Genomic DNA, 19,673 nt, shown 5'->3' with positions numbered 1-19,673 from the left:
ATGGCGAAGCCCTCCATTACCGACGCCCGCAGTATTACTGCAGATGTCATTCTAGAGGTTGGCAAGTACTACAGCGCTCAGCAATTGCGCAGCTTGCAAGCCAAGCTAAGTGGAACCGCACGAGAAATCCAAGCCCTGACAAGCGGTTGCCATCTACCCGGTCGGATTGGCGCTCAGTTGAGCGTTGAACAGCGTCAGCTTTTGCAGGACGCCGCGAAGCTTATCGAGTCAGTGAACTCGAACATAAAGCACGCAAAGGAAAAGCGCGGCCGCGACGAAAGCCTAGCCAAACGCCGTCAGCAAGCTCGATATGCCGAAGCCAAACGCCTGGTAGCTGAAACATATCTAGAACCTTTTGTTCCTGAGTCAACGGCTTTGGACCCCCTCCTAGATATTCTTAAAACAGCGCTGACGCTCAATCGCGCAGACGTTTTCAGGAATGGTTATTCCCCTAGGGAGTTCAATCTCAGGCTCCGTGATTACCTGTCGCCTGCCAGAACTCGAAAGCTTATTGGCTGGACCAGCCCAAGTGCTTCCTGGATAAGCACGGTTCTCTCTCTGCGTAATGACGTTGTGCAAACTGTTGAGCAAGAGATTGCTTACGACGATGGCTCAAGTGTTCAAGACCGCCTTGAGGCCTTGAAACAGAAGGTTGCGGACTGTCTTGCCCGGACTCACGTCTCATCTGATGAGGAAGAAACACTTCGCCTGTGGTCAGACGCGCTCTCCCCGCGACTCCAACAGGAAGGGGGTGAATGATGGACAAGCAAAAAGTCCTCAACAAGGTCGCTAAACTTACGGCGCTTGCCAAGTCACAAGGCGCTGCCCCCAACGAAGTGGAAACTGCACTTCGTCAAGCTCGCCACTTGATGAAGCAGTACAACTTGGAACACACCGAAGTTGCTGCCCATACAATCGAAGAAGCCATAGTGGGTATCAAAACCCGTCGGGCGCCGCAGGATTGGCTGCACAGCCTTGCCTCAATCTGCTCCCAAGCCTTCGATTGCAGCCACTTGGCCTACTTCAATCCGCTACTCGGCTGGTCCTTCAAGTTCTTGGGGAAAGGTATTTCACCCGAGCTGGCCGCTCACACCTATTCAACGCTGCATCACCAGCTTGTCGCAGCCCGACGAGCTCATGTTGCCCAGCAGAAGCGCTGCCAACTAAAAACCAAACGTCACCGCGGCCAACTGTTTGCCGAGGGCTGGCTAAATGCCATCGCCTCTAAGGTGAACCAGTTTGCAGGCGGGATAGACGACAACACAGCGCTGGAGATCCAAGCCTACCTAGAATGGCATCACCCAAAACTAACCCTGGCCATTATCAAGCCCATCGAAGCCAAAGGTCATGACACCCGCTCTTTGCAAGCGGGATGGGACCAGGGCAAGCATGCCAGGCTGCATCGTGGTGTTGGACAGCAGTCACAAGGAGCCCTTGGGCATGGGGGGAGCCAATGAGAACTCATTCGCTTTCACCTTTGGCCATGGCGGCGCTGGAACAAGCCAGATCCCAACTTGGGCTTGCCCCGATTCACAAACACCATGTTTGGAGTGAGGAAGAAGAGCGCACGCTCATTGCCCGCTATTCCGATGAATCGACTCAGGTCCTAGCCGGTGAACTGGGGCTCAGCGTCTATCAGGTCTATGCCAAAGCCAAACGGCTGGGTTTGAGCAAAAGCGCCGAGTTTCTTCGCAGTAGTCTCTGTGGCCGGCTTGACGGCAAGTTGGGCGCTGAATTCCGCTTTCCCAAGGGTTTCGTCCCATGGAATAAGGGCCTTAAGGGGCTCCCCTCCTCTGGCCGCATGACTCAGACGCAGTTTAAGGCGGGCAATAAGCCGGAGAACTGGCTCCCTATTGGCAGCCTGCGCACGACTCCTGACGGCTATCTGCAGAAGAAAATCACCGATACCGGTTACCCACCCGTCGACTGGAAAGCCGTGCATGTACTGCTTTGGGAGGAGCATCACGGGCCGGTCCCTATAAACCAGTGCGTGTGCTTCAAGGACGGTAACAAAGCCCATATAGCCCTCAATAACCTGGAGTTGCTGACGAGAGCAGAACGCATGCGGCGGAACACCATTCATCGGTATCCGGAAGAGCTGAAATCTACCATCCGTGCCGTCAGCAAGCTTAAACGCGCCATACGGGAGGCCGAACATGAAAAACAAGATTGAAGATCTACGTAATCATCTGTTCGTCGCGATTGAGGGCCTCCTGGATCCAGACAGACCTATGGAAATCGAGCGGGCCAAAGCCGTTGCCGAGGTTGCTCAGGTCATGATCAATTCAGCGAAGGTTGAAGTCGACATGGTCAAAGCTCTGGACGCAATCAACGGCACTGGTTTTATCCAGATCGGCGAGGAGTCCGGGAAATGAATCATCTTGACCTCTCACCGCCCTACTCCGTAGAGGCTGAACAAGGTGTGTTAGGTGGGCTACTGCTCGACAACAACACCTGGGATCTCGTCGCGGACAAACTGGATGCCTCTGATTTTTTCCGACACGACCATCGGTTGCTATTCCGGACAATGGCGAGCCTTGCTGACAAGTCCATTCCGTTCGACATCGTCACCGTCCACAACGCCTTGGAGGAGCCAGACGAAGCCGGAGGGCTGAGCTATCTGGGCGAGCTGGCCAAAAACACGCCGTCTGTAGCCAACATAGAGCATTACGCATCTATCGTGCGTAATCGCTCACGGCTCAGACAGCTCATGTCCCTTGGATACCAATGCTCTCGCGAGGCGACAGACCCGCTGGCAAGTGCGGAGGATGTTCAAGAATCAATTGAACAGCAGCTGTTCGCTCTGGGTGAAGGCAAGAGCGCAACGGAATTCGTCAACATCAACCAATGCCTGACGAACGTCGTCGAACAAATAGACGAGCATTTCAACGGCAATGTCACCGTGACCGGCTTGCCTTCAGGCCTGGAGGACCTGGACGAGCTGACGTCGGGTTTTCAAGAAGCCGACCTGATTATCCTCGGCGCGCGCCCGTCTATGGGGAAGACCTCTCTGGCCTTGAACTTCATAGATACGGCTCTGCAGGCAAAGCTTGATCGTACAGTTCAGGTTTTCAGCATGGAAATGCCGGCCAAAGCACTGATGTATCGATTGATGGGCATCCTAGGCCATATTGATCTGGGCAGGCTATTGAAGGGCAAGCTCGATGATGATGATTGGCCGAAGCTGACTGCAGCGGTTTCTCGTATTAATGGATATGGAGAGCGGCTGGTCATCGACGACTCATCAGCGCTCACGCCTGCAGTAATCAGAGCTAAATCTCGTCGAGCAGCTCGTCGCTTCGGACACCCGAGCTTGATCCTGATCGATTACCTGCAGCTCATGCGCTGCCCAGGTCAGGAAAACAGGGCCAACGAGATCAGCGCTATATCCCAGTCCCTCAAGGCCCTAGCGAAAGAGATGAATTGCCCGGTGGTTGCGCTTTCCCAGCTCAACCGAGAACTGGAGCGACGGCCAAATAAGCGTCCGATCAACGCAGACCTCCGTGATAGCGGTGCGATTGAACAGGACGCTGACCTGATTATGTTCGTCTACCGGGACGAGGTGTACCACCCTCAGAGCGAACACAAAGGCATTGCAGAAATCATTCTCGGCAAGGCGCGTAACGGTCCAACTGGGACCGTACGAACAGCCTTCATCGCCAATCAGACCCGGTTTGCCAACCTCAGTCCCAACGCCGGCTGGCAAGGGGCTCAACTATGAATAAGCACTCCTCAGCGATGAATACTCTCGTCCGCATCACTCACTGGTGCCTTCAATGCGATAGCCATCACCCGAAACATCAAGTGAGTGGCGCTCCAGCCTTACCCGGCGGTGAAGTGGACGAGCTTATTTGCCCTACTTGCAATAGCTATGACATCGAGGAGCTTCAGGAGGTGTCGGATGCACAGTAGCGCCGAGCTATTTCCTAGTATCCATGCCGGTGCCGTGTTCGAAGCCTCTGCCGTGGCTCATGCCCATAAATCTGGGATCAACCCAGTGGAGCTCGATGCATTAGCTCAAGCGATCGGCCGTCTTGCTCGTGACCACAGCACCGTGGTCCCCATGAGCATGCGAGAGGATCTGTTGGAGTTTGAGAGGCTCGGCTACGTCGAGCTGATCAACACGCCCAGCGCAGCAATTACCGTTGAACTGGTCTGCGCGGGCGCCTTGCTATCCAGCTACTTCTGGTCGGTTTGGGTGCCCCGCTACCTCCAGTGCTGCTCGCTGAAAGTGGCCGTCATGTCTCACTTGCAACACCCCGCGGAAGTTCAGCACTGCAGCGTGGTGTTCCGCGTGCCTGGAGCACGTGAGGCTACGCGTCACTTTTTGCATGAGCTCGGTACCAAGTTTCCTGGCGACCAGGCTGAAATCATCGCGATCCAGGCCGGTAACGTTCTGGCAGACAGGGATGCAGAGCTATGACCACTAATCTCCTACGCGGAAAAAGCGAGAGCCTTCGTGTACTCGTGAAGTTTGCTGAAGCGAATGGCTGGACGGTGTCTCGCACTCAAGGTGGCCACATCAAGTTCACGAAATCTGGCCTTGGATCGATTTACACCTCATCAACCGCAAGCGATTACCGCTCAGGCCTCAATGCCAAAGCCCGTATTCGTCGTGCTGATCGAGCTCAAACCATACACTCGCAGGAGGCAATCTAATGCCTATCCGTCATTGCATCGTCCACCTGATCGACAAAAAACCCGATGGCACACCAGCTGTTCTCCAGGCACGCGATTCGGAGCTATCCGAATCGGTCGCCATCGAGAACATGCTTGCCGACCTCAACGAGAGCTATAACGCCAAACAAGGCAAGGCCTGGGGTTTCTTCCATGCCGAGTCCGGCGCGCACCCGTTTAGCGGCTGGTTAAAGCAGTACTTTGAAGGTGGCCAGGACTTCACCGCCTTCAGCCACACGGCGGTCGAGCATCTGCAAAAGCTGATGGAAGAATCCAACCTCTCCACCGGTGGCCACGTACTGTTTGCCCATTACCAGCAAGGCATGACCGACTACCTAACTGTCGCCCTGCTCCATCACAGTGAAGGCGTGGTGGTTACTGACGATCTGGACGTCACTCCTTCACGCCACCTGGACGTTGGCCAGTTGCACCTGGCGGCGCGTATCAACTTGTCCGAGTGGCAGAACAACAAGCAGTCCAAGCAGTACATCTCGTACATCAAAGGCAAGAACGGTAAGAAGATCTCGGGGTATTTCAGCGACTTCATTGGCTGCATGGAAGGCGTCGACGGCCCGGGCGAAACCCGCACCCTCCTCAAGGCGTTCAGCGACTTCGTTGAAAACGAAGACCTGCCAGACGAATCGGCTCGCGAGAAAACCAAAGCCCTTGTGGACTACGCCACCAGCCAGGCCAAGCTCGGTGAACCCATGGGCCTGGAGGAACTGTCGGGCTTGATCGATGAAGATCGCCCCAAGGCGTTCTACGACCATATCCGCAATAAGGACTACGGCCTGTCGCCGGAAATCCCCCTGGATAAACGCACTCTCAACCAATTCCGTCGGTTCACCGGCCGTGCCGAAGGCTTGTCCATCAGTTTTGAAGCGCATCTGCTAGGGGACAAGATCGAGTACGACGAGGCGTCCAATTCATTAGTCATCAAGGGGTTACCTACCCAACTCACTGATCAGTTGAAACGTCGCTGAACACATTTTCTACCCTAGGCATCGGAGCCCACCATGAGTAACAAACCAAAGCGTCTGCATGAAGAAAAATTCGTTATTCGCCTTCCCGACGGGATGCGCGAACGCATCGCGTTGGAAGCACGTGACAACGCCAGGTCGATGAATTCAGAAATTGTTTATCGGCTGGAAACAACTGCCGAACTTGAAGCCGCTCTTGATCGTGCTTTAAAAATCATTGACCAGCTTTTGGCGGCAAGCCCGGCTTACGAGCAGCCAGGAGCCAGAGTATGAAACCGTCTTTGGCCCAAACCATGAAAGATAAGCTGTTGCTGCCGGCGTTTGAATCGAAGTCGCCGGTGGCAGCGCGAATGAGCGACCCCATCGTCGATACCCCCATGCTGTTGACCCTCGACGAAACGCTGCCGTATGACGAAAACCCAAGGACGACTCGTAACCCGAAGTACGATGAAATTAAAGAGTCGATACGAAATCGGGGACTTGATACCCCACCTCCCGTCACCCGTAAACCTGGGGAAGATAAGTACCGAATCCGCAACGGCGGCAACACTCGCCTGGCGATTTTAAACGAGTTGTATCGTGAGACCGGCGACGAGAAATTCTTCAAGTTCCACTGCCTATTCCGCCCCTGGGACGCCGTTCGGGGCGAAATCATCTCTCTCACCGGCCACTTGGCTGAAAACGACCTGCAAGGCCAGCTCCTGTTCATTGAGCGGGCTATTGGTGTCGATAAAGCAAAAGTGTTGTATGAGGCTGAAGCTGGAGAATCGATCTCTCAACGTGAACTTGCTAGGCGGCTGGCTGCTGACGGATATCCAGTTTCACAATCACACATCAGTCGCATGCAGGACACCATTCGGTACTTACTACCAGCAATTCCTACAGTACTTTACTCCGGACTAGGCGTAGACCGGATCTCGAAACTGCTTGCGCTACGCAAAACAGCTCTTCAGTGCTGGGATCGAAATTATCAAGATCAGGAGCAGAACCTCGATTTCGAAACGATCTTCCATGATGTACTGGCCCAGTTTGAGGGAGACGCCGAAGAGTTTCTGTTCCAGCGATTTCAGGACGAACTGATTGATCAGCTCAAAAAGCCCCTGAACCTCGGCTACGAGAAAATATTGCTGGAAATTACCCAGAATCAGGACCAACTGCGTCGTTCAACGCCGGTACTTGAGCTGCCTCAGTACCCTGCATCGCAGTTTGAGGGGGCCACTCAACTTAACGCTTCAAACAATGGCACTGAGACTAATCAGAACCCTCTACAACTACCCCCTACTCCTTCGGGAGGCAGCACACATAAGACTACGTCCTCCATAGAAAGTCCTCCACCTCAAGGGGTGCAACAGCAACTGGCCCCTACTCCGCAGGATCAAATGAGCCCGCAAGAGCGCCAAGCACGTATCGATGGGCACGTTGCGAGTCCTGTGAAGACTTCTCCCAGAGTCGACAAGATGAAACGGGAGCTCGCTGCGCTTGACGGTGAGGTCTTGCCCGACTTCGCTTCCAATGCCTTGGTGGCCATCCCTGTTCAAGCTGGCGGACTCAATCCCATTTCTGACCTTTGGTACATCGAACGCGAAATTGACAATACCGCGACCCTGCGTCAGCACATTGCTCAATTGGCTCGCGAAATAGCCAGCTCGGTCAAAGCCCCAGGTCAATTTATCGATATTGATGGTGGAGTCGGGTTCAGCTACCGACACCCCGAAGCGGAAGTCGAAATTACTGCGACAGCTCAGCATACCTTGACGCTGCTCCAGTCCTTGAGCGGCTCGATGGCCATCGTACTGAAAATGATTCAGCAGCAACCCGAGCTTCAAATCGACGCGTTAGCCGACTTCGAATTCGCATCCGGGCTGGGCCAGATCTTGCTTGGACAGCCTCAAACAAAAGATCAGTCCCCAGAAAGTGAATGCCGTCTCAGCGACGGCGCTCTAGTGAAGCTGTTCCGCATCATTCGTCTCGCGAGACGTTTGATTGACCTGGAAATCCAGTCAGTCGCCAACAACGGTCCGAATTCAGCCAGTTAACACACGGACTCTAAAGGGGGAGTCGTCATGTCCAAGACACCGATAAATGAAGCAATCCTGTCACAGGTGCTTCATCACATGCGTAATGGCCAACTTCGGCGCTGCATCGAGATGGGTCTTGAGCCAGAGATACTGGCTCAGCTCCAACAACCTTCAGTACTGAGTTTGTTGCTCAATACTCCCGTGTCCTGGTGCAGCGTCACCATTGATGGGGACATGGTAAAAAAACTTTTGTCAGGCGCGCAGCGTTCTGATGAAGAAGTGCGCATGATCGAACGTGCGCTGCGACTTGGCGCGACAACTCAGATGTTGCAACAGTTCTTTGGGCTGTCTCCGCAGGATGTAGCCCTTCAACGCCTCATGATCGGCGTGACGGCACGCCGTGGCCGGTGGCGAGAATTCAGTGAGGAGATGGACGCTCAGCTTTGGTACCGGTGGACGCACCTTATGCAAGAGCATCAGGTTGAGCTTGGGGACAGTCTCGCTTTGCTGGATATCGCCATGCTGGTCGCCGAGGAACTCAACGCTCCACAGGATACCAGCGCAGATGAACCCCAAGAAAACCTCAGCTTGGCAATCATCTGGCATCGCATTCAGTCTTGGATAAAAGAAGGGCTTTATCCTCCCTCAAACTCTGGCCTCCCGAGGAGGCTACAGCTTGTGTCCTCTCAACGACTTGCACAGCCTGCAGCGACATCGGTGGAAGGTGACTCTGTACTATGAGGTTGTCTCGGCTGCCCTTGTCGACGCTTTTAGACTCGGCCTCGGGCCATCTTGAAGCTCACTTGCTTCAGAAAAAAGTGTCAGCGCCACCGGGGATTGAAGGGTCTGCACCCTACTCCGGAATTATATTCAGCGGGAACCCACACGAGACGGTACCTCGCCGACTGCTTCTGGATGATCGCTTAACCCCGCTTGAAAGAAATACCTGGCAGGTATTCCGCCTACTGATCAATGACGACGGCCTTACGGCGTTCCCTACCTATGACCAACTGAGGCCATATTTGGGTATGCAACCCGGCAGGCCGGCTTCGCGTGAAACTGTATCCAAAGCACTAGTGACCCTTCGGCTTACCCGTTGGCTAAGTCTGGGACGCCGGGTGCGCAATGATCTGAGTGGACAAGTACAAGGCAACGTCTACTTGCTTCATGACGAACCGGTAACACCCTCCGAAGCTCTAGAGTTCGACAAGGACTACTTACAGCTACTCACGCAGTCCATGCAACACCAGACCAAGGTGATCCGCGAAGTGGCGGAAATTGCCTGGAAAGAGTTTGCCGCTGATTCAGATGTTGGCCAGCGTTTACCCAGCCGGTTGGACATCATCGAATCCCGCATGAACAGCCAAGCCTGGACAAAAGCGCAAGCTCCAATCGCCCTAAAAGCGCCTGAGTTCGGAATCCGAACTCAGCAAAATATTGCTCTATCTCAACTGAGTTCGGATGCCGAACTCAGTAAAAACGACGAAGAGCGATTCGCTTTTGAGCCGAGTTCGGATGCCGAACTCAGCCGTAAATCACAGAGTTCGGACTTAGTTCGGCATCCGAACTCATATAGTACGTATACAGATACACACAAAGATGTTTGTAAAAGCTCTGTACATGTACCGCCCGCACCAAACGACATCGCTGCCGATTTGCTCGATGCACTGCATCGACTACCGGTCGAGCAAAAACAGAACGCGGTCCTGGCACTGCAAAAGGTTCCAGCAGAGTTGAAAACGGCGCTCATCAAACAATGGGTCCACCGATGTGACTCGGGAGGGGTCCGAAACCCGCTGGGATACTTAATGACGCTCGTCGGCATGGCCGTTCGCGGCGATTTCAACAGCCAATGGAGCCCTGACGACAAGGTAAAAGCGGGCCCCGAGCGTCAAGACGCTTCAGCCCCGCCAGAGGGCGCAGAGCAACCAACAAAGACGGTAGCTCAGCCGCGTAGCCCTGAGTCGATACAAACGGCAAAACACACACTCAGCGGAATGCTGCATCTGCTGAAGCCTAATCGGGGTACGCATCCATGATGTTAGGCGGACAACCAGAATATCGTGGTAATGCGGCCCACAGCGAAGCAGTCGTGACCGGAATATATACCGGCGACACGGCAAGTGTTGTGGCCCACAACACCTTGTCAGAATCCGGCACCGGTGGCGGAAGTCTTGGAAGTGATGCGGCCCGCATCACCCCGGCAGGATCCGATATCGGCGCCGGCAGCACTACAAGTGATGCGGCCCGCATCACCCCGGCAGGATCCGATATCGGCGCCGGCAGCACTACAAGTGATGCGGCCCGCATCACCCCGGCAGGATTCGGCATCCGTGCCGGGGACACAGCATGTGTTGTGACCCACAACACCCTGACAGGATCAGGCACCGGAGGTGGTAGCCGAATAAGTGTTGCGGCCCGCAACACCTTGGCAGGATTCAGCACCGGTTGGGCAGCCCTGCAAGTGATTCTGCCCGCACCTCCATGAAGGAGTCCGAAATCGGTAGTGGCTATCAGCTCACTGGCGAATTACAGCTCTTCCTATATAGAAGCCCCAACAAATCCCCTTCCATCGGGCTACGTATTTAATGCTGCGTCTCCTATAGCCAAATTGCAGCATGGGTACGTCAATCCTCTTCCCAAGGAAACACTGCACCATGGCTGATAACTTCCGGCTCAACATCGGTTCACTGCGCAGCGATGTGAAGCTCACCCTTCACACTCATCATGCCGCACGTATATGGATGGGGCGCCCTAAAAATGACCTCAAAGCCGGCATCATCGGTCTGTCAGGGTTCTGCACTGTCGTCAATCGAATGTCTCGTGGCGCCCAACAGGACGACCCCTACTCTGATTGGTGGATGATCCTCCTCGAAGAAAAGATCAACGATTCCAAGGAAGCGCTAAAGACTATCGAAGATCGCTTGGACACAGCCATGGCCTCCCTTCCTCCGGCCATCAGCATTAGCGAAAACCTGTCGATCCAACCTGTCAGCCTCCCGCTGTACATCTCCAATCCCCTCGGATTTCAGGCTGTGTACCTGCTGACGAACTACGACGAAATAGTCAGACGCATTCTGCTGGCCCAGCACGTTGGTCTTGTCGGGCGGCACGATATGGAAACCTGGATCGATGAGGGCGCAGCGGTACTGCGGAGACTGTTTGGTCTGGCCCAGATCTATAAGTACTCAGGCGCTGCCCGCGACGACTTCGCTGCAAACAATGCCAAGGCTGAAGCAGCCCGCAAAATGTACGAGCGCTACGGTGAGCTACCACAGGACATCCTGGAAGGCACCCGCCGTTCGAATTTCGCGCCACCGATCATCCGCGGTCAGCAGCAAACCGAGACGGATGATCATCTCGATGACTCCGTTGAGGGTTAAAGAGTATGGGCCAGATTCCCTCCAATGATGGGGCGCTGCAACAGACCGCCTTCCGGCCACTGCAACAGGAAGCCTTTCAGCGGCTGCAACAGGCTGCCTCACTAAAGGGCCTTTTAAAGCCTTTTAAAGGTAAGGGGGAGCTGACCCAATTTGCCGATCTTTGCCGGGCTCAAGAATCGGACTTAAAAGCTCTTGCCCAGGAAGTGCTGAGCCAGGCCCGTCGATATCCATTCACCCTTGTTCCAGTGCGGTTGACTGAGCAGAACACCCAAGCCGGTACCCAGTTTTTGAGATGGCAGCAGGTGACAGATCGGAGGATGGGCGTCGGGGTTTGGGCAGAAATGATGGGCTCACCCAGAACACCGGAATCCATGCTGCAGGATCTTTACGTGATGGAGCTGCAGCGCATCACCTTGAACATGCAAATGAGTTTGTTGCACTCGATTACCAAACAGGCCGCCGAGTGCGCGGAAAAAATGGGCCAGGCAGAGGCCGTGTATACCGCTCGGCTGCAGCAGCTCAACAACCCAACGCAATACCAATAACCTCGGAGAATACCCATGGGCACGCCCGTACAAGGCTGGGAAGGCAATATCGGTTCTGCACCGGAATTCAAAGAATTCCCTAACGGCAATAAAGACCCACGTCGACTCATGCGAGCCAACGTTTACTTCGACAATTCGATTCCGGATGGCAAAGGCGGCTACGAAGATCGTGGCGGTTTTTGGGCGAATGTGGAGTGGTGGCACAAGGACGCCGAGCATTATTCGCAACTGTTCCAGAAAGGTATGCGAGTGCTGGTTTCCGGTCGCGCAGTTATGGACCGTTGGAAGAACGACGATGGCGAATTCGAAGCTTTGAAAATTCAGGCCAGCCGGGTCGGCATGCTGCCGCACCGCGTGACCATGGTGAACCTGGCGCCTTCGCAAAACCAGAATTCGCAACAGTCCAACAGACCCGAATCGCGGCCGCAGCCAGCTCCAGGCCCGGATGAATATCCAGATACCGATCCGCCGCAATTCTGAAAACAGGGGCTTAATTTTTCGGCCCATTCGTGTAGCTGTCGGTGTTGGGGGAACAGCTCATCGTTTCCCCCAACCTGATCAGGAAACCACTATAAAGTAGGACGTGCCGATGGATGATGTTTTGAGGGACCCAACTGGGTACGTTGTCATTGGCGCAGAGCACCCAGCTTTAGGCCGTGTGTACTGGGCATACTTCGATGAGAGCGAAGTGAATGCTCCGGACTACTACGGACTCACCCTGGATCTAGACCGAGCATCATGGGCTCCAGTTGGGTGGCGAACGGGGGAACATCTTATGGGAGGCCGTGGAGAAACCGACCTTGATACCTGGCGAGCCCGCCGATTTCTCAACACCTTGCTCGATGAATTCCGCTTAGATACTGAATACCGCGTCGACTTTGACGACGACGACGAAATGACTGAACACTTATACGGTAAGCTGGAACAATTACGTGTTCAAAGCGGACAATCAACTCAGGACTTCATCGCGTGGATCAGAACTGCGAACTGGACGGACGAGCCAGCTACGAATTGATATAAAGCGCGCCAATTGGTTGGCAAAAAATCGCGCCATTCGTTAACTTTCAGGTTGGGTCATACTTCCATTCGGCTATCTCAGGCACAGAAGTTTAAAACTTCCGTTTTTGAGGCCAAAAATGCCCTATCCGTGATGTTACTGTCTGATAGATCTGTTCTTCGGGGACCGATAGCCAATGGCGCAATCTCGAACTTCTTTGAAACCAGCAGATAGGCGGCAATTCAATAACCCTCATACTGCCGTTCATACAGCCGGTGCTGACGCCGCCCGAAAAGGGCTACGGGTGTATGACTGCCCTTACCACCATCCTGCGATGCGCGCGTCGTGGCTAAAGGGCTTTGCCCAGGAACAGCAGCTGACGCTGAACCTCTAGCCGCTAAAAGCCCCCCGTTGTGCATTGACCATTTCCCATTGAAGCCCTACCTGCCATGACGTGACAGTCCCTCTTTGCATAATTGAGAAGGGGCACACCGTGAAGCTATTGATCATCGAGGCACCTGGGAAGCTGAAAAAGCTTCAGCCAATGATAAAGAAGCTGCGCCCAGGCGAAGACTGGTTGGTTGTCGCCAGTGGTGGGCACATACGTGACTTGCCGGCCAGAGGGCAGGACGACAGCATGATCACCACAGGCGTCCGCAAAAATTACACACCGGTGTACGAGATCCTGGATAAGAGCGCCAAGGCCGTGCGGACCATCAAGGCCGCAGCTAAACAGGCCGATGAAATCTACCTCGCAACCGACCCGGATCGCGAAGGTGAAAGCATCAGCTGGCACATCCAGCAGGTACTGGCGGTCAAATCCTACAAACGCATCACCTTCAATGAAATCACCCTGAAGCGTGTCGCAGAGGCTCTAGCCAATCCTCGCCAAATCGATTTGAACAGAGTCGCGTCACAAGAATGCCGGCGTGTACTTGATCGCTTGGTGGGTTATCTGGTGACTCAGGAGCTACGCCGACTGATGGGCAAGCCCACCTCTGCAGGCCGCGTGCAATCGCCTGCCGTATACCTGGTAGTTTTGCGCGAGCGCGAGATCCGTAACTTTCAGGTAGTCAACCACTTCGGTGTGCGTCTGAACTTTGTGAATATGAATCAGGGCACCACCTGGTATGCAGATTGGCAACCGGTACCGGATTTCGCGAGCAAAGACTTTCCTTACGTTCAAGATGCCAACTTGGCCCAACTCGTCGCCGGCACACGTAATGTCGTCGTCGAGTCCTGTGAAGACCGCAAGGCCGAGCGCCACCCACCCGCGCCCTTCATCTCTTCCACACTTCAACAAGCAGCCAGCAACGCCTTGAAATGGGACCCGGACAAGACCATGCAAGTCGCCCAGCGATTGTATGAACAAGGCGTCATTACCTACCACAGGACGGATAATCCCAACGTACCAGACGAGGCCATGGAGGATATTAGAACCGTAGCTAGATCTATCGGGTTGAAGACCGTCGACGTGCGACGTACATTCAAAGCCGCCGAAGGCGCGCAGGAAGGCCACCCCGCTATTACCCCGACGCATTGGGCTGATGCAAAAGCCGGTGAGAACGACGAGGAGCTCGCCCTGTACAAGTTGATTTGGGTCCGGGCGCTTGCCAGCCAGATCGAAGCGGCGGTATTCGACGTGCGTGCTGTAAAACTGCTCGCGGTTGGCCCAAATGGTAAGGCACTGCGATTCAGTGCAACTGGTGAAACCCTTTTTCATCCTGGGTGGCGGAAGCTGCTCAAGGGTGATGACACGGACGATGAGGAAGATGCGGCAGCGAGCAACCCAGTTCCTGCACTCTGCCCAAAACAGATCCTCTCTGTGCACAACGGAGAACTGCTGAAGAAGAAAACCCAGCCGCCATCCCGCTACACCAAGGCCAGTCTAATCAAGGAAATGGAGCGCCGCGGTATTGGCCGTCCCAGTACGTTCGCCTCGATCTTGAAGAACATCACCAGCAAAGGAATGATCGAGGAAAAAAGCCGCAAGCTGGTACCGGCGCCGCTGGGGGAGGAAACAATCGCGAAGCTGGAAGGGTTCTTCAGTTTCGTGGAGCTCGATTTTACAAGGGAGCTGGAGCGCGATTTGGACAAAATCGCCCAGGGCCAAGACACATATGGAGCTGTCGTTGCACGTCTGCATAGGCGCTTGGAAGAGGAGCTGTCTCAGCAACGTGGAATGCCGAGTGTGCCGATGGCGTCCGCTCCACGCCCAGCCACAGAAGGTGGCGCTTTCAACTGTCCCAAGTGCAATCAGCCCCTCGCAAGGCGACAGAAAAAAGGAGACGGTGGCTATGACTTTTGGGGTTGTACAGGCTTTAAATCGAATGGATGCAAGGTGAGTTTTCCAAACTTGAATGGCAAACCCGATCTCAGTAAACCCAGAGGGCTGTGACTTCTGCCATTGCCGATATAAATCACCGACAACGCCGTTACTCATTAACCCTGGAAGCCCACCATTCCTATACCTGACAGTCCTCTGCGAAATTGCAGAGGAGGTCATTGGTGAGCGTACAGAAGAGACAATCGGTGGTGGGGCTGCGCATCTTAGCGCCGAAGCTGGAGAAGTTCTCAGACCGGCAAATTGAAGTCGCCCAGACCTGGGCTTTACAATTTAACGTATCGCCCTCCCAGCTGACCTCCTTCATCGAGACCTATCTGAGTTCTACTGTCCATACTCGTTGCTGGTGCGTAGCCCTGCCCTCTACAGATGATCAAACACGGCCGGTCCTGGCCAGAATCGGCGATCACCTGCAGTACTTCGATGGTCATCAGGCTAAGGCCTGCAAAATTTTCAGCAAGGACCGCGTGCATAAGAGAAAACCCACCGCAATGGTGGCCCAGCAGCTACTGCTCAGGTTTGAAAAACGCTGGTATGCAGACGTCCTACTGACCTCCTTCTGCAAGTCGGCTGGAGAGAGGGCGAAAGCCCTATCGATTGAAGATCTCGGAAGCTTTAATCGCCGCGGTTTCGATTGGAAGGCGAGCAACAATCGGTACTTCAATCCCCGCACCCGATTTTACCTAAAGCAGATTGGCAGCACGCTGAAGCGGTTTTGCCATTGTCTGGACCAAGAGCTTTTATTCGCCATTCGTTCAGCGCAATGTCCCTCACCCAAGCTCTATAACTGGCTGGCTCAAGGTGACCGAAAACGCCGCCTCCAGGCCCTAAAAGCCCAGCCAGTACTGATTCCACTTCTGGTACTAGTAGATCAATGGCCGTGGCCGTGGGATGGGCAGCAGCAGGTATACATGAACTGCCCATGGGATGAACTTCAGGCGTGTCGCCCATACTGGTGTGAGGACCGTTATTTGATTTCCTCTGAAGTGTGCCTGATAGGTCGCATAGCCGACGCGGGCCTCCCCCTTTCCGACACACTGGCTTGGCTGCTACAAGCGCCGCGCACCGCAGTGCGCTACCTGGGTCAACAGCGGGTATTCGATACCGGCAGTGCATTGACCCGTATCAGCCGTGAGGGGCCACAAGGACCCTGGCATCGACTGCTGCTGGGAGCCTCACTGGGCAATCGCCGTCCTCTTAAAAAAGCGCACTGGATCGCTCTCTTCGCCCTGCTGGATAAAATTCCGTATCAACTGCTGGATCAAACACAGGACTGGAACAGGCTGCTTTCAGGGTGTCCAACTGATTGGTCGGACGACAATTGGTCCAAAATCGCCGACGACTTTCGAGACCTGAACGAGCTCTTTAACAACGTTGATGAGAGCGACGGACCAACTGCTGGTGAAGCACTGCAAAAACTCCAAAGCTTCATTGCTACTGCTTCATATCACCAGATCGCCAGCTTGGTGAATGGCTTTCACCTCGCGTTGATAGACATACGTGAGGCTTTAGATGCAGTAGATCCACAAACAAAAACAGACTCTTTAACGCCCTGGAAGCCGCTGCTTTATTCAACCGGCATAACCATCGTAAGTCCGAATGGACTGCAAATTATCGAGCTGAAGTGCCCCGCCGATCTTGATGCAGAACATCGAGCGCTGGCCCACTGCATTAATGGTTACGACTACAGTGCTTATCGGGGTATCTGCCGTCTTATTTCGGTTCGCGAAAACGGGAAATCGTTGGCCTCTGCAGAGATCCAAATGGATGAAAATGCCTGGGGCGAAACGTTAGCAAAATTGACTCCCAAACATCTGGTGACGATTCAACTGAGAGGGCTCCGCAATCGCACACCTAAGTCGGGCTCCAGGGTTGACCGGGCCTATCAATGGTTTTGGGCAAAGATCAAATCGAGTGAACTCGCCATTAACCTGGAATGGCCCGACCAAACACTATCCATGTCGCGCTATACAAATCGAAACCGGAAAAAACTGCATGCCCAGGCCTGTGCGGAATGGATCAACCAACGCTTGAGCAGGACATGAGTCGTCCACGTCTGATGAACCGCCGGCAGGACCTGGTCGAAAAAGTCATTTTTGACGGCTATGACTTCGGGGTCTTAATGCAATACGTCGAGGGTGCGAACCGGCTGTTTCTCGAACGTAATGGTTTCTATATTCGGCGTGCCGAGCATCCTCAACATCGCTATTGGCGATTACCAAAAGGCAAGTTGCTGGATGACCTGGATGTGCTCTTCCACCGTTTGATGGAGTTGTCCGAGGACCGTTTCAATGAAAGTTGGGAGACGTTTTCACATAAAATCACAGCCGCACAAAACGACCCAGATCGGCAGGCATTCACGTGGGGGCTGACCTTTCGGATAGCTCCACTCGTTCAGGGCGGGATCCTGCTGTCAGGTGACTACCATCCTGGCGCGGTCGCCGTTTCAAGGCGCATGCACGGCGTGTTTCTCGGGCATTCCAAGTCCTGGCGCATCGACGCTGGTGCGGAAGTGGTGCGAAGCAACTTGATCCTGGAGCTTGGGTTGTCGGAGGATCAGTTCGAAATCCTCGACACCGTACAAGAGCTACTGACCGACGGATCCGTTGTTCCCGCTGATGAAATCACCCGCATCAGTCTTGGTGGACCTCCACAAGAGCGCGCTGCAAAAGCGGCTGATGACAGCACCTCAACCGATGTGTATCTAGCCGCGGTGCCCTCAATCGAGCGCACCGGGTTCACCACCGAACAGATTAACCAGGCATTGGCTGGTTATTCTTTACTGGACCATCAACCGGCAGGCATCCGGCACTTGCTACAGCGCACAAGCGCCTTGCTTGCGGATGACATGGGGCTTGGCAAAACTCGCCAGGCAATCATTGCCGCTGCAATCCGAGCAGCTGATAGACCCATCTTGGTAATCACGCTGTCGACGTTGATCATCAACTGGCAACGCGAAATCCAGATGGTGTATCCCGAGGCCGCAATCGGCCAACAGGTCTTTGATCCCTCTTCGCAATGGATTATCACCAACTACGAACGCCTGGGCGATTTTGTTCTGCATGCAGGACACTTTGACGTGATGATCATCGACGAGGCGCACCGCCTGAAAGAGCCGACCGCCGCGTGGACACGTCACGGCTTCGACATTGCCGCCAAGATACCCAACCGCTACCTGCTGACGGGTACGCCAGTCCTCAACCGAGAATCTGAGCTGCACACGCTGCTACGGCTATCCGGCCACCCCGTAGGGAAACTGCCCTTGAAAGAATTCTGCGAACAGTTCGCCGGCAGTCAGGATTTCCGCATGAATCTGCGGGACGCAATCGGCGATTGGATGCTTCGTCGACGCAAGGATGTCCTGCCCGGTCTCAAAGGCAAACAGCGCCAAACGTTACCCATCGAGCTCACTGCTGCAGAGCGCAAGCAATACGATCAGATTCGGCTTGAAGACAGGCCTAGCCTCGCCAGGTTGGGATCACTGCGTCAGTTGCTTGAGCAGGTGAAGATTCGCGTCGTAATGGATCTGCTGTGTGAACTGGACGCCGAGGACAAAGTTATCTTGTTCTGTGAGTTCAAGGATACGGTAGGAACACTTCGCACTCGGTGCAAGCAAGCTGGGTACGGGTGCGTCACGGTTGTCGGCAGTGACTCTGTAGGCAAACGGCAGAAAGCGATCGATCAATTCCAAAGTGATCCAGAAACGCGCATCTTTGCCGCCACTACCTCCGCAGCCGGCACCGGCAACAATCTCACTGCGGCCAACTATGTCATGTTCCTGGGCTTGCCCTGGACGCCTGGGCTGCAGGACCAGGCAGAGGACAGGGCCTATAGGAATGGGCAATTGCGCATGGTCGTAGTGAAGATCCCGCTTGTGGAAAACTCCATCGACCAGATGCTCTGGCAAATGCTGCTGGATAAACGCCAGTTGGCAAGCGACCTTATTGAGCCTGATGCTGTCGCCAACGCCAGATCTGAATTACTGAACTACGTGTAACTTTACACTCTTGCTCCTGCACGATGCGGAAATCCAAGATTTAGGTCATGAGGCAAGGTTTTCATATGATTTTATTTATGAAAGAATTCTCGCGAGGCTATCAGCAAGGTACTTGGAGTTTTTATGCGCAAAACGGCTTTCCCCAACAAACTATATTTCTTAATAGCCACTGCCCTACTATGGGGAGTGCTCGCCTATCTAAGTCGTTATGAAACACATCTTCCCGTAAGAGAAGTATTCAAGCTCATCGGATTCGGCAATGCGAGCTTGATTGAACACTTCATAGGAGGATTTGCGGCCACTGCTGTCTTGCTGGCGATACTGCTTTTTGCAATGACCGTCACATCAAAAGCCCGCTTTATAAAAAGTCCTATTCGAGTATTGGCGTTTGGGAAGTTCCGCAGATGGTTAATGACCAAAACCCGCCCAGCTTACATCACTCATTGGACGGCAATCCTTGCAAGCGCTTACATCGTAGTATCAATAGCATGGGAGATAGACCAAATCAAAAAGCATGGTTTTTTCCAGCTCGATCAGTTCGGTATGGATCTCATGGGTGTTCTCGCATTTTGTTTATGCATGTGGGTACTTCTTAAAAAAAAACCTTCAGCACGCCAGAGCACACCGCTCATTTTCCTTGGTGTGAGAAATAGCAACGAGAGCCGTGGTAGCGGTTACGTAAATACCTAAAGACGCAGTTTTCTATTTCCTACTGCACAGCTGGTACCAGCC

21 protein-coding genes are annotated in these 19,673 nt (G+C 54.1%); all 21 read left to right on the top strand.

Translation table 11 applies throughout. The features are described 5' to 3' along the window. The 21 genes from C4J86_RS04455 to C4J86_RS04350 all read left to right on the top strand — a co-directional run bounded on the left by C4J86_RS04455 (nucleotide 1) and on the right by C4J86_RS04350 (nucleotide 19,631). Nucleotides 1-759 carry a hypothetical protein gene (locus C4J86_RS04455; RefSeq protein ID WP_124369612.1) on the top strand — a complete coding sequence of 253 codons (759 nt, stop codon included), beginning with the start codon at nucleotides 1-3 and terminating at the stop codon, nucleotides 757-759. After that, the gene (locus C4J86_RS04450) at nucleotides 756-1,457 is read left to right on the top strand and encodes a DUF2786 domain-containing protein (protein ID WP_124369611.1); all 702 of its coding nucleotides are present in this window, start codon (nucleotides 756-758) and stop codon (nucleotides 1,455-1,457) included. Before C4J86_RS04455 ends, C4J86_RS04450 begins: the two co-directional genes overlap by 4 nt. Then, nucleotides 1,454-2,173, top strand: a complete 720-nt coding sequence (locus C4J86_RS04445; protein ID WP_124369610.1) for an HNH endonuclease signature motif containing protein — start codon at nucleotides 1,454-1,456, stop codon at nucleotides 2,171-2,173. Before C4J86_RS04450 ends, C4J86_RS04445 begins: the two co-directional genes overlap by 4 nt. Continuing rightward, nucleotides 2,157-2,375: a hypothetical protein gene (locus C4J86_RS04440; protein WP_124369609.1), complete on the top strand. Its 219-nt coding sequence runs from the start codon at nucleotides 2,157-2,159 to the stop codon at nucleotides 2,373-2,375. Before C4J86_RS04445 ends, C4J86_RS04440 begins: the two co-directional genes overlap by 17 nt. Next, entirely contained in the window at nucleotides 2,372-3,721 is a 1,350-nt protein-coding gene (gene dnaB / locus C4J86_RS04435) for a replicative DNA helicase (RefSeq protein WP_124369608.1), read from the top strand. The genes C4J86_RS04440 and dnaB overlap by 4 nt, the downstream gene beginning before the upstream one ends. A gap of 180 nt (nucleotides 3,722-3,901) precedes the next feature. Continuing rightward, on the top strand, nucleotides 3,902-4,423 hold the full coding sequence (locus tag C4J86_RS04425) for a hypothetical protein (RefSeq protein WP_124369606.1): 522 nt from the start codon (nucleotides 3,902-3,904) through the stop codon (nucleotides 4,421-4,423). Continuing rightward, nucleotides 4,420-4,659 (top strand): type II toxin-antitoxin system HicA family toxin, encoded by a 240-nt coding sequence (locus tag C4J86_RS26985; protein ID WP_083216575.1) that lies wholly within the window; start codon nucleotides 4,420-4,422, stop codon nucleotides 4,657-4,659. Before C4J86_RS04425 ends, C4J86_RS26985 begins: the two co-directional genes overlap by 4 nt. Continuing rightward, complete coding sequence (gene yejK, locus C4J86_RS04415; protein ID WP_060763811.1) at nucleotides 4,659-5,660, top strand: nucleoid-associated protein YejK; 1,002 nt, start codon at nucleotides 4,659-4,661, stop codon at nucleotides 5,658-5,660. The genes C4J86_RS26985 and yejK overlap by 1 nt, the downstream gene beginning before the upstream one ends. 33 nt (nucleotides 5,661-5,693) lie before the next feature. Beyond that, complete coding sequence (locus C4J86_RS27225; protein ID WP_032877856.1) at nucleotides 5,694-5,930, top strand: Arc family DNA-binding protein; 237 nt, start codon at nucleotides 5,694-5,696, stop codon at nucleotides 5,928-5,930. Beyond that, nucleotides 5,927-7,693 (top strand): ParB family protein, encoded by a 1,767-nt coding sequence (locus C4J86_RS04405; RefSeq protein WP_124369605.1) that lies wholly within the window; start codon nucleotides 5,927-5,929, stop codon nucleotides 7,691-7,693. The genes C4J86_RS27225 and C4J86_RS04405 overlap by 4 nt, the downstream gene beginning before the upstream one ends. Nucleotides 7,694-7,720: 27 nt before the next feature. Beyond that, nucleotides 7,721-8,416, top strand: a complete 696-nt coding sequence (locus tag C4J86_RS04400) for a DUF2857 domain-containing protein (protein ID WP_124369604.1) — start codon at nucleotides 7,721-7,723, stop codon at nucleotides 8,414-8,416. Then, a complete protein-coding gene (locus tag C4J86_RS04395; RefSeq protein ID WP_124369603.1) occupies nucleotides 8,413-9,714 on the top strand; it encodes an STY4528 family pathogenicity island replication protein in 1,302 nt (433 codons plus the stop codon). The genes C4J86_RS04400 and C4J86_RS04395 overlap by 4 nt, the downstream gene beginning before the upstream one ends. A 618-nt stretch (nucleotides 9,715-10,332) precedes the next feature. Further along, a complete protein-coding gene (locus C4J86_RS04390; protein WP_060765247.1) occupies nucleotides 10,333-11,058 on the top strand; it encodes a PFL_4669 family integrating conjugative element protein in 726 nt (241 codons plus the stop codon). A 5-nt stretch (nucleotides 11,059-11,063) separates the two neighbouring features. Further along, complete coding sequence (locus C4J86_RS04385) at nucleotides 11,064-11,603, top strand: DUF3158 family protein (protein WP_124369602.1); 540 nt, start codon at nucleotides 11,064-11,066, stop codon at nucleotides 11,601-11,603. 15 nt (nucleotides 11,604-11,618) lie between these two features. Further along, nucleotides 11,619-12,083 (top strand): single-stranded DNA-binding protein, encoded by a 465-nt coding sequence (locus C4J86_RS04380; protein WP_008437336.1) that lies wholly within the window; start codon nucleotides 11,619-11,621, stop codon nucleotides 12,081-12,083. Between the two features lie 109 nt (nucleotides 12,084-12,192). Continuing rightward, nucleotides 12,193-12,618, top strand: a complete 426-nt coding sequence (locus C4J86_RS04375; protein WP_124369601.1) for a hypothetical protein — start codon at nucleotides 12,193-12,195, stop codon at nucleotides 12,616-12,618. Between the two features lie 178 nt (nucleotides 12,619-12,796). Beyond that, nucleotides 12,797-12,994, top strand: coding sequence for a CrpP family ICE-associated protein (locus tag C4J86_RS04370; RefSeq protein WP_124369600.1), 198 nt, complete (start codon nucleotides 12,797-12,799; stop codon nucleotides 12,992-12,994). Between the two features lie 99 nt (nucleotides 12,995-13,093). Then, nucleotides 13,094-14,998: a type I DNA topoisomerase gene (gene topA, locus C4J86_RS04365; protein ID WP_124369599.1), complete on the top strand. Its 1,905-nt coding sequence runs from the start codon at nucleotides 13,094-13,096 to the stop codon at nucleotides 14,996-14,998. 110 nt (nucleotides 14,999-15,108) lie between these two features. Beyond that, nucleotides 15,109-16,989 (top strand): hypothetical protein, encoded by a 1,881-nt coding sequence (locus C4J86_RS04360; RefSeq protein WP_124369598.1) that lies wholly within the window; start codon nucleotides 15,109-15,111, stop codon nucleotides 16,987-16,989. Continuing rightward, a complete protein-coding gene (locus tag C4J86_RS04355; RefSeq protein WP_164485606.1) occupies nucleotides 16,986-18,941 on the top strand; it encodes a DEAD/DEAH box helicase in 1,956 nt (651 codons plus the stop codon). Before C4J86_RS04360 ends, C4J86_RS04355 begins: the two co-directional genes overlap by 4 nt. A gap of 123 nt (nucleotides 18,942-19,064) precedes the next feature. After that, the gene (locus C4J86_RS04350; protein WP_124369597.1) at nucleotides 19,065-19,631 is read left to right on the top strand and encodes a hypothetical protein; all 567 of its coding nucleotides are present in this window, start codon (nucleotides 19,065-19,067) and stop codon (nucleotides 19,629-19,631) included. Nucleotides 19,632-19,673: the final 42 nt, after the last annotated feature.

The sequence above is a fragment of the Pseudomonas sp. R2-7-07 genome (assembly GCF_003852355.1).
GTDB lineage: Bacteria > Pseudomonadota > Gammaproteobacteria > Pseudomonadales > Pseudomonadaceae > Aquipseudomonas.
Note: the sequence above shows the minus strand (reverse complement) of the source record. Positions and strands in the feature narration are given on the sequence as shown.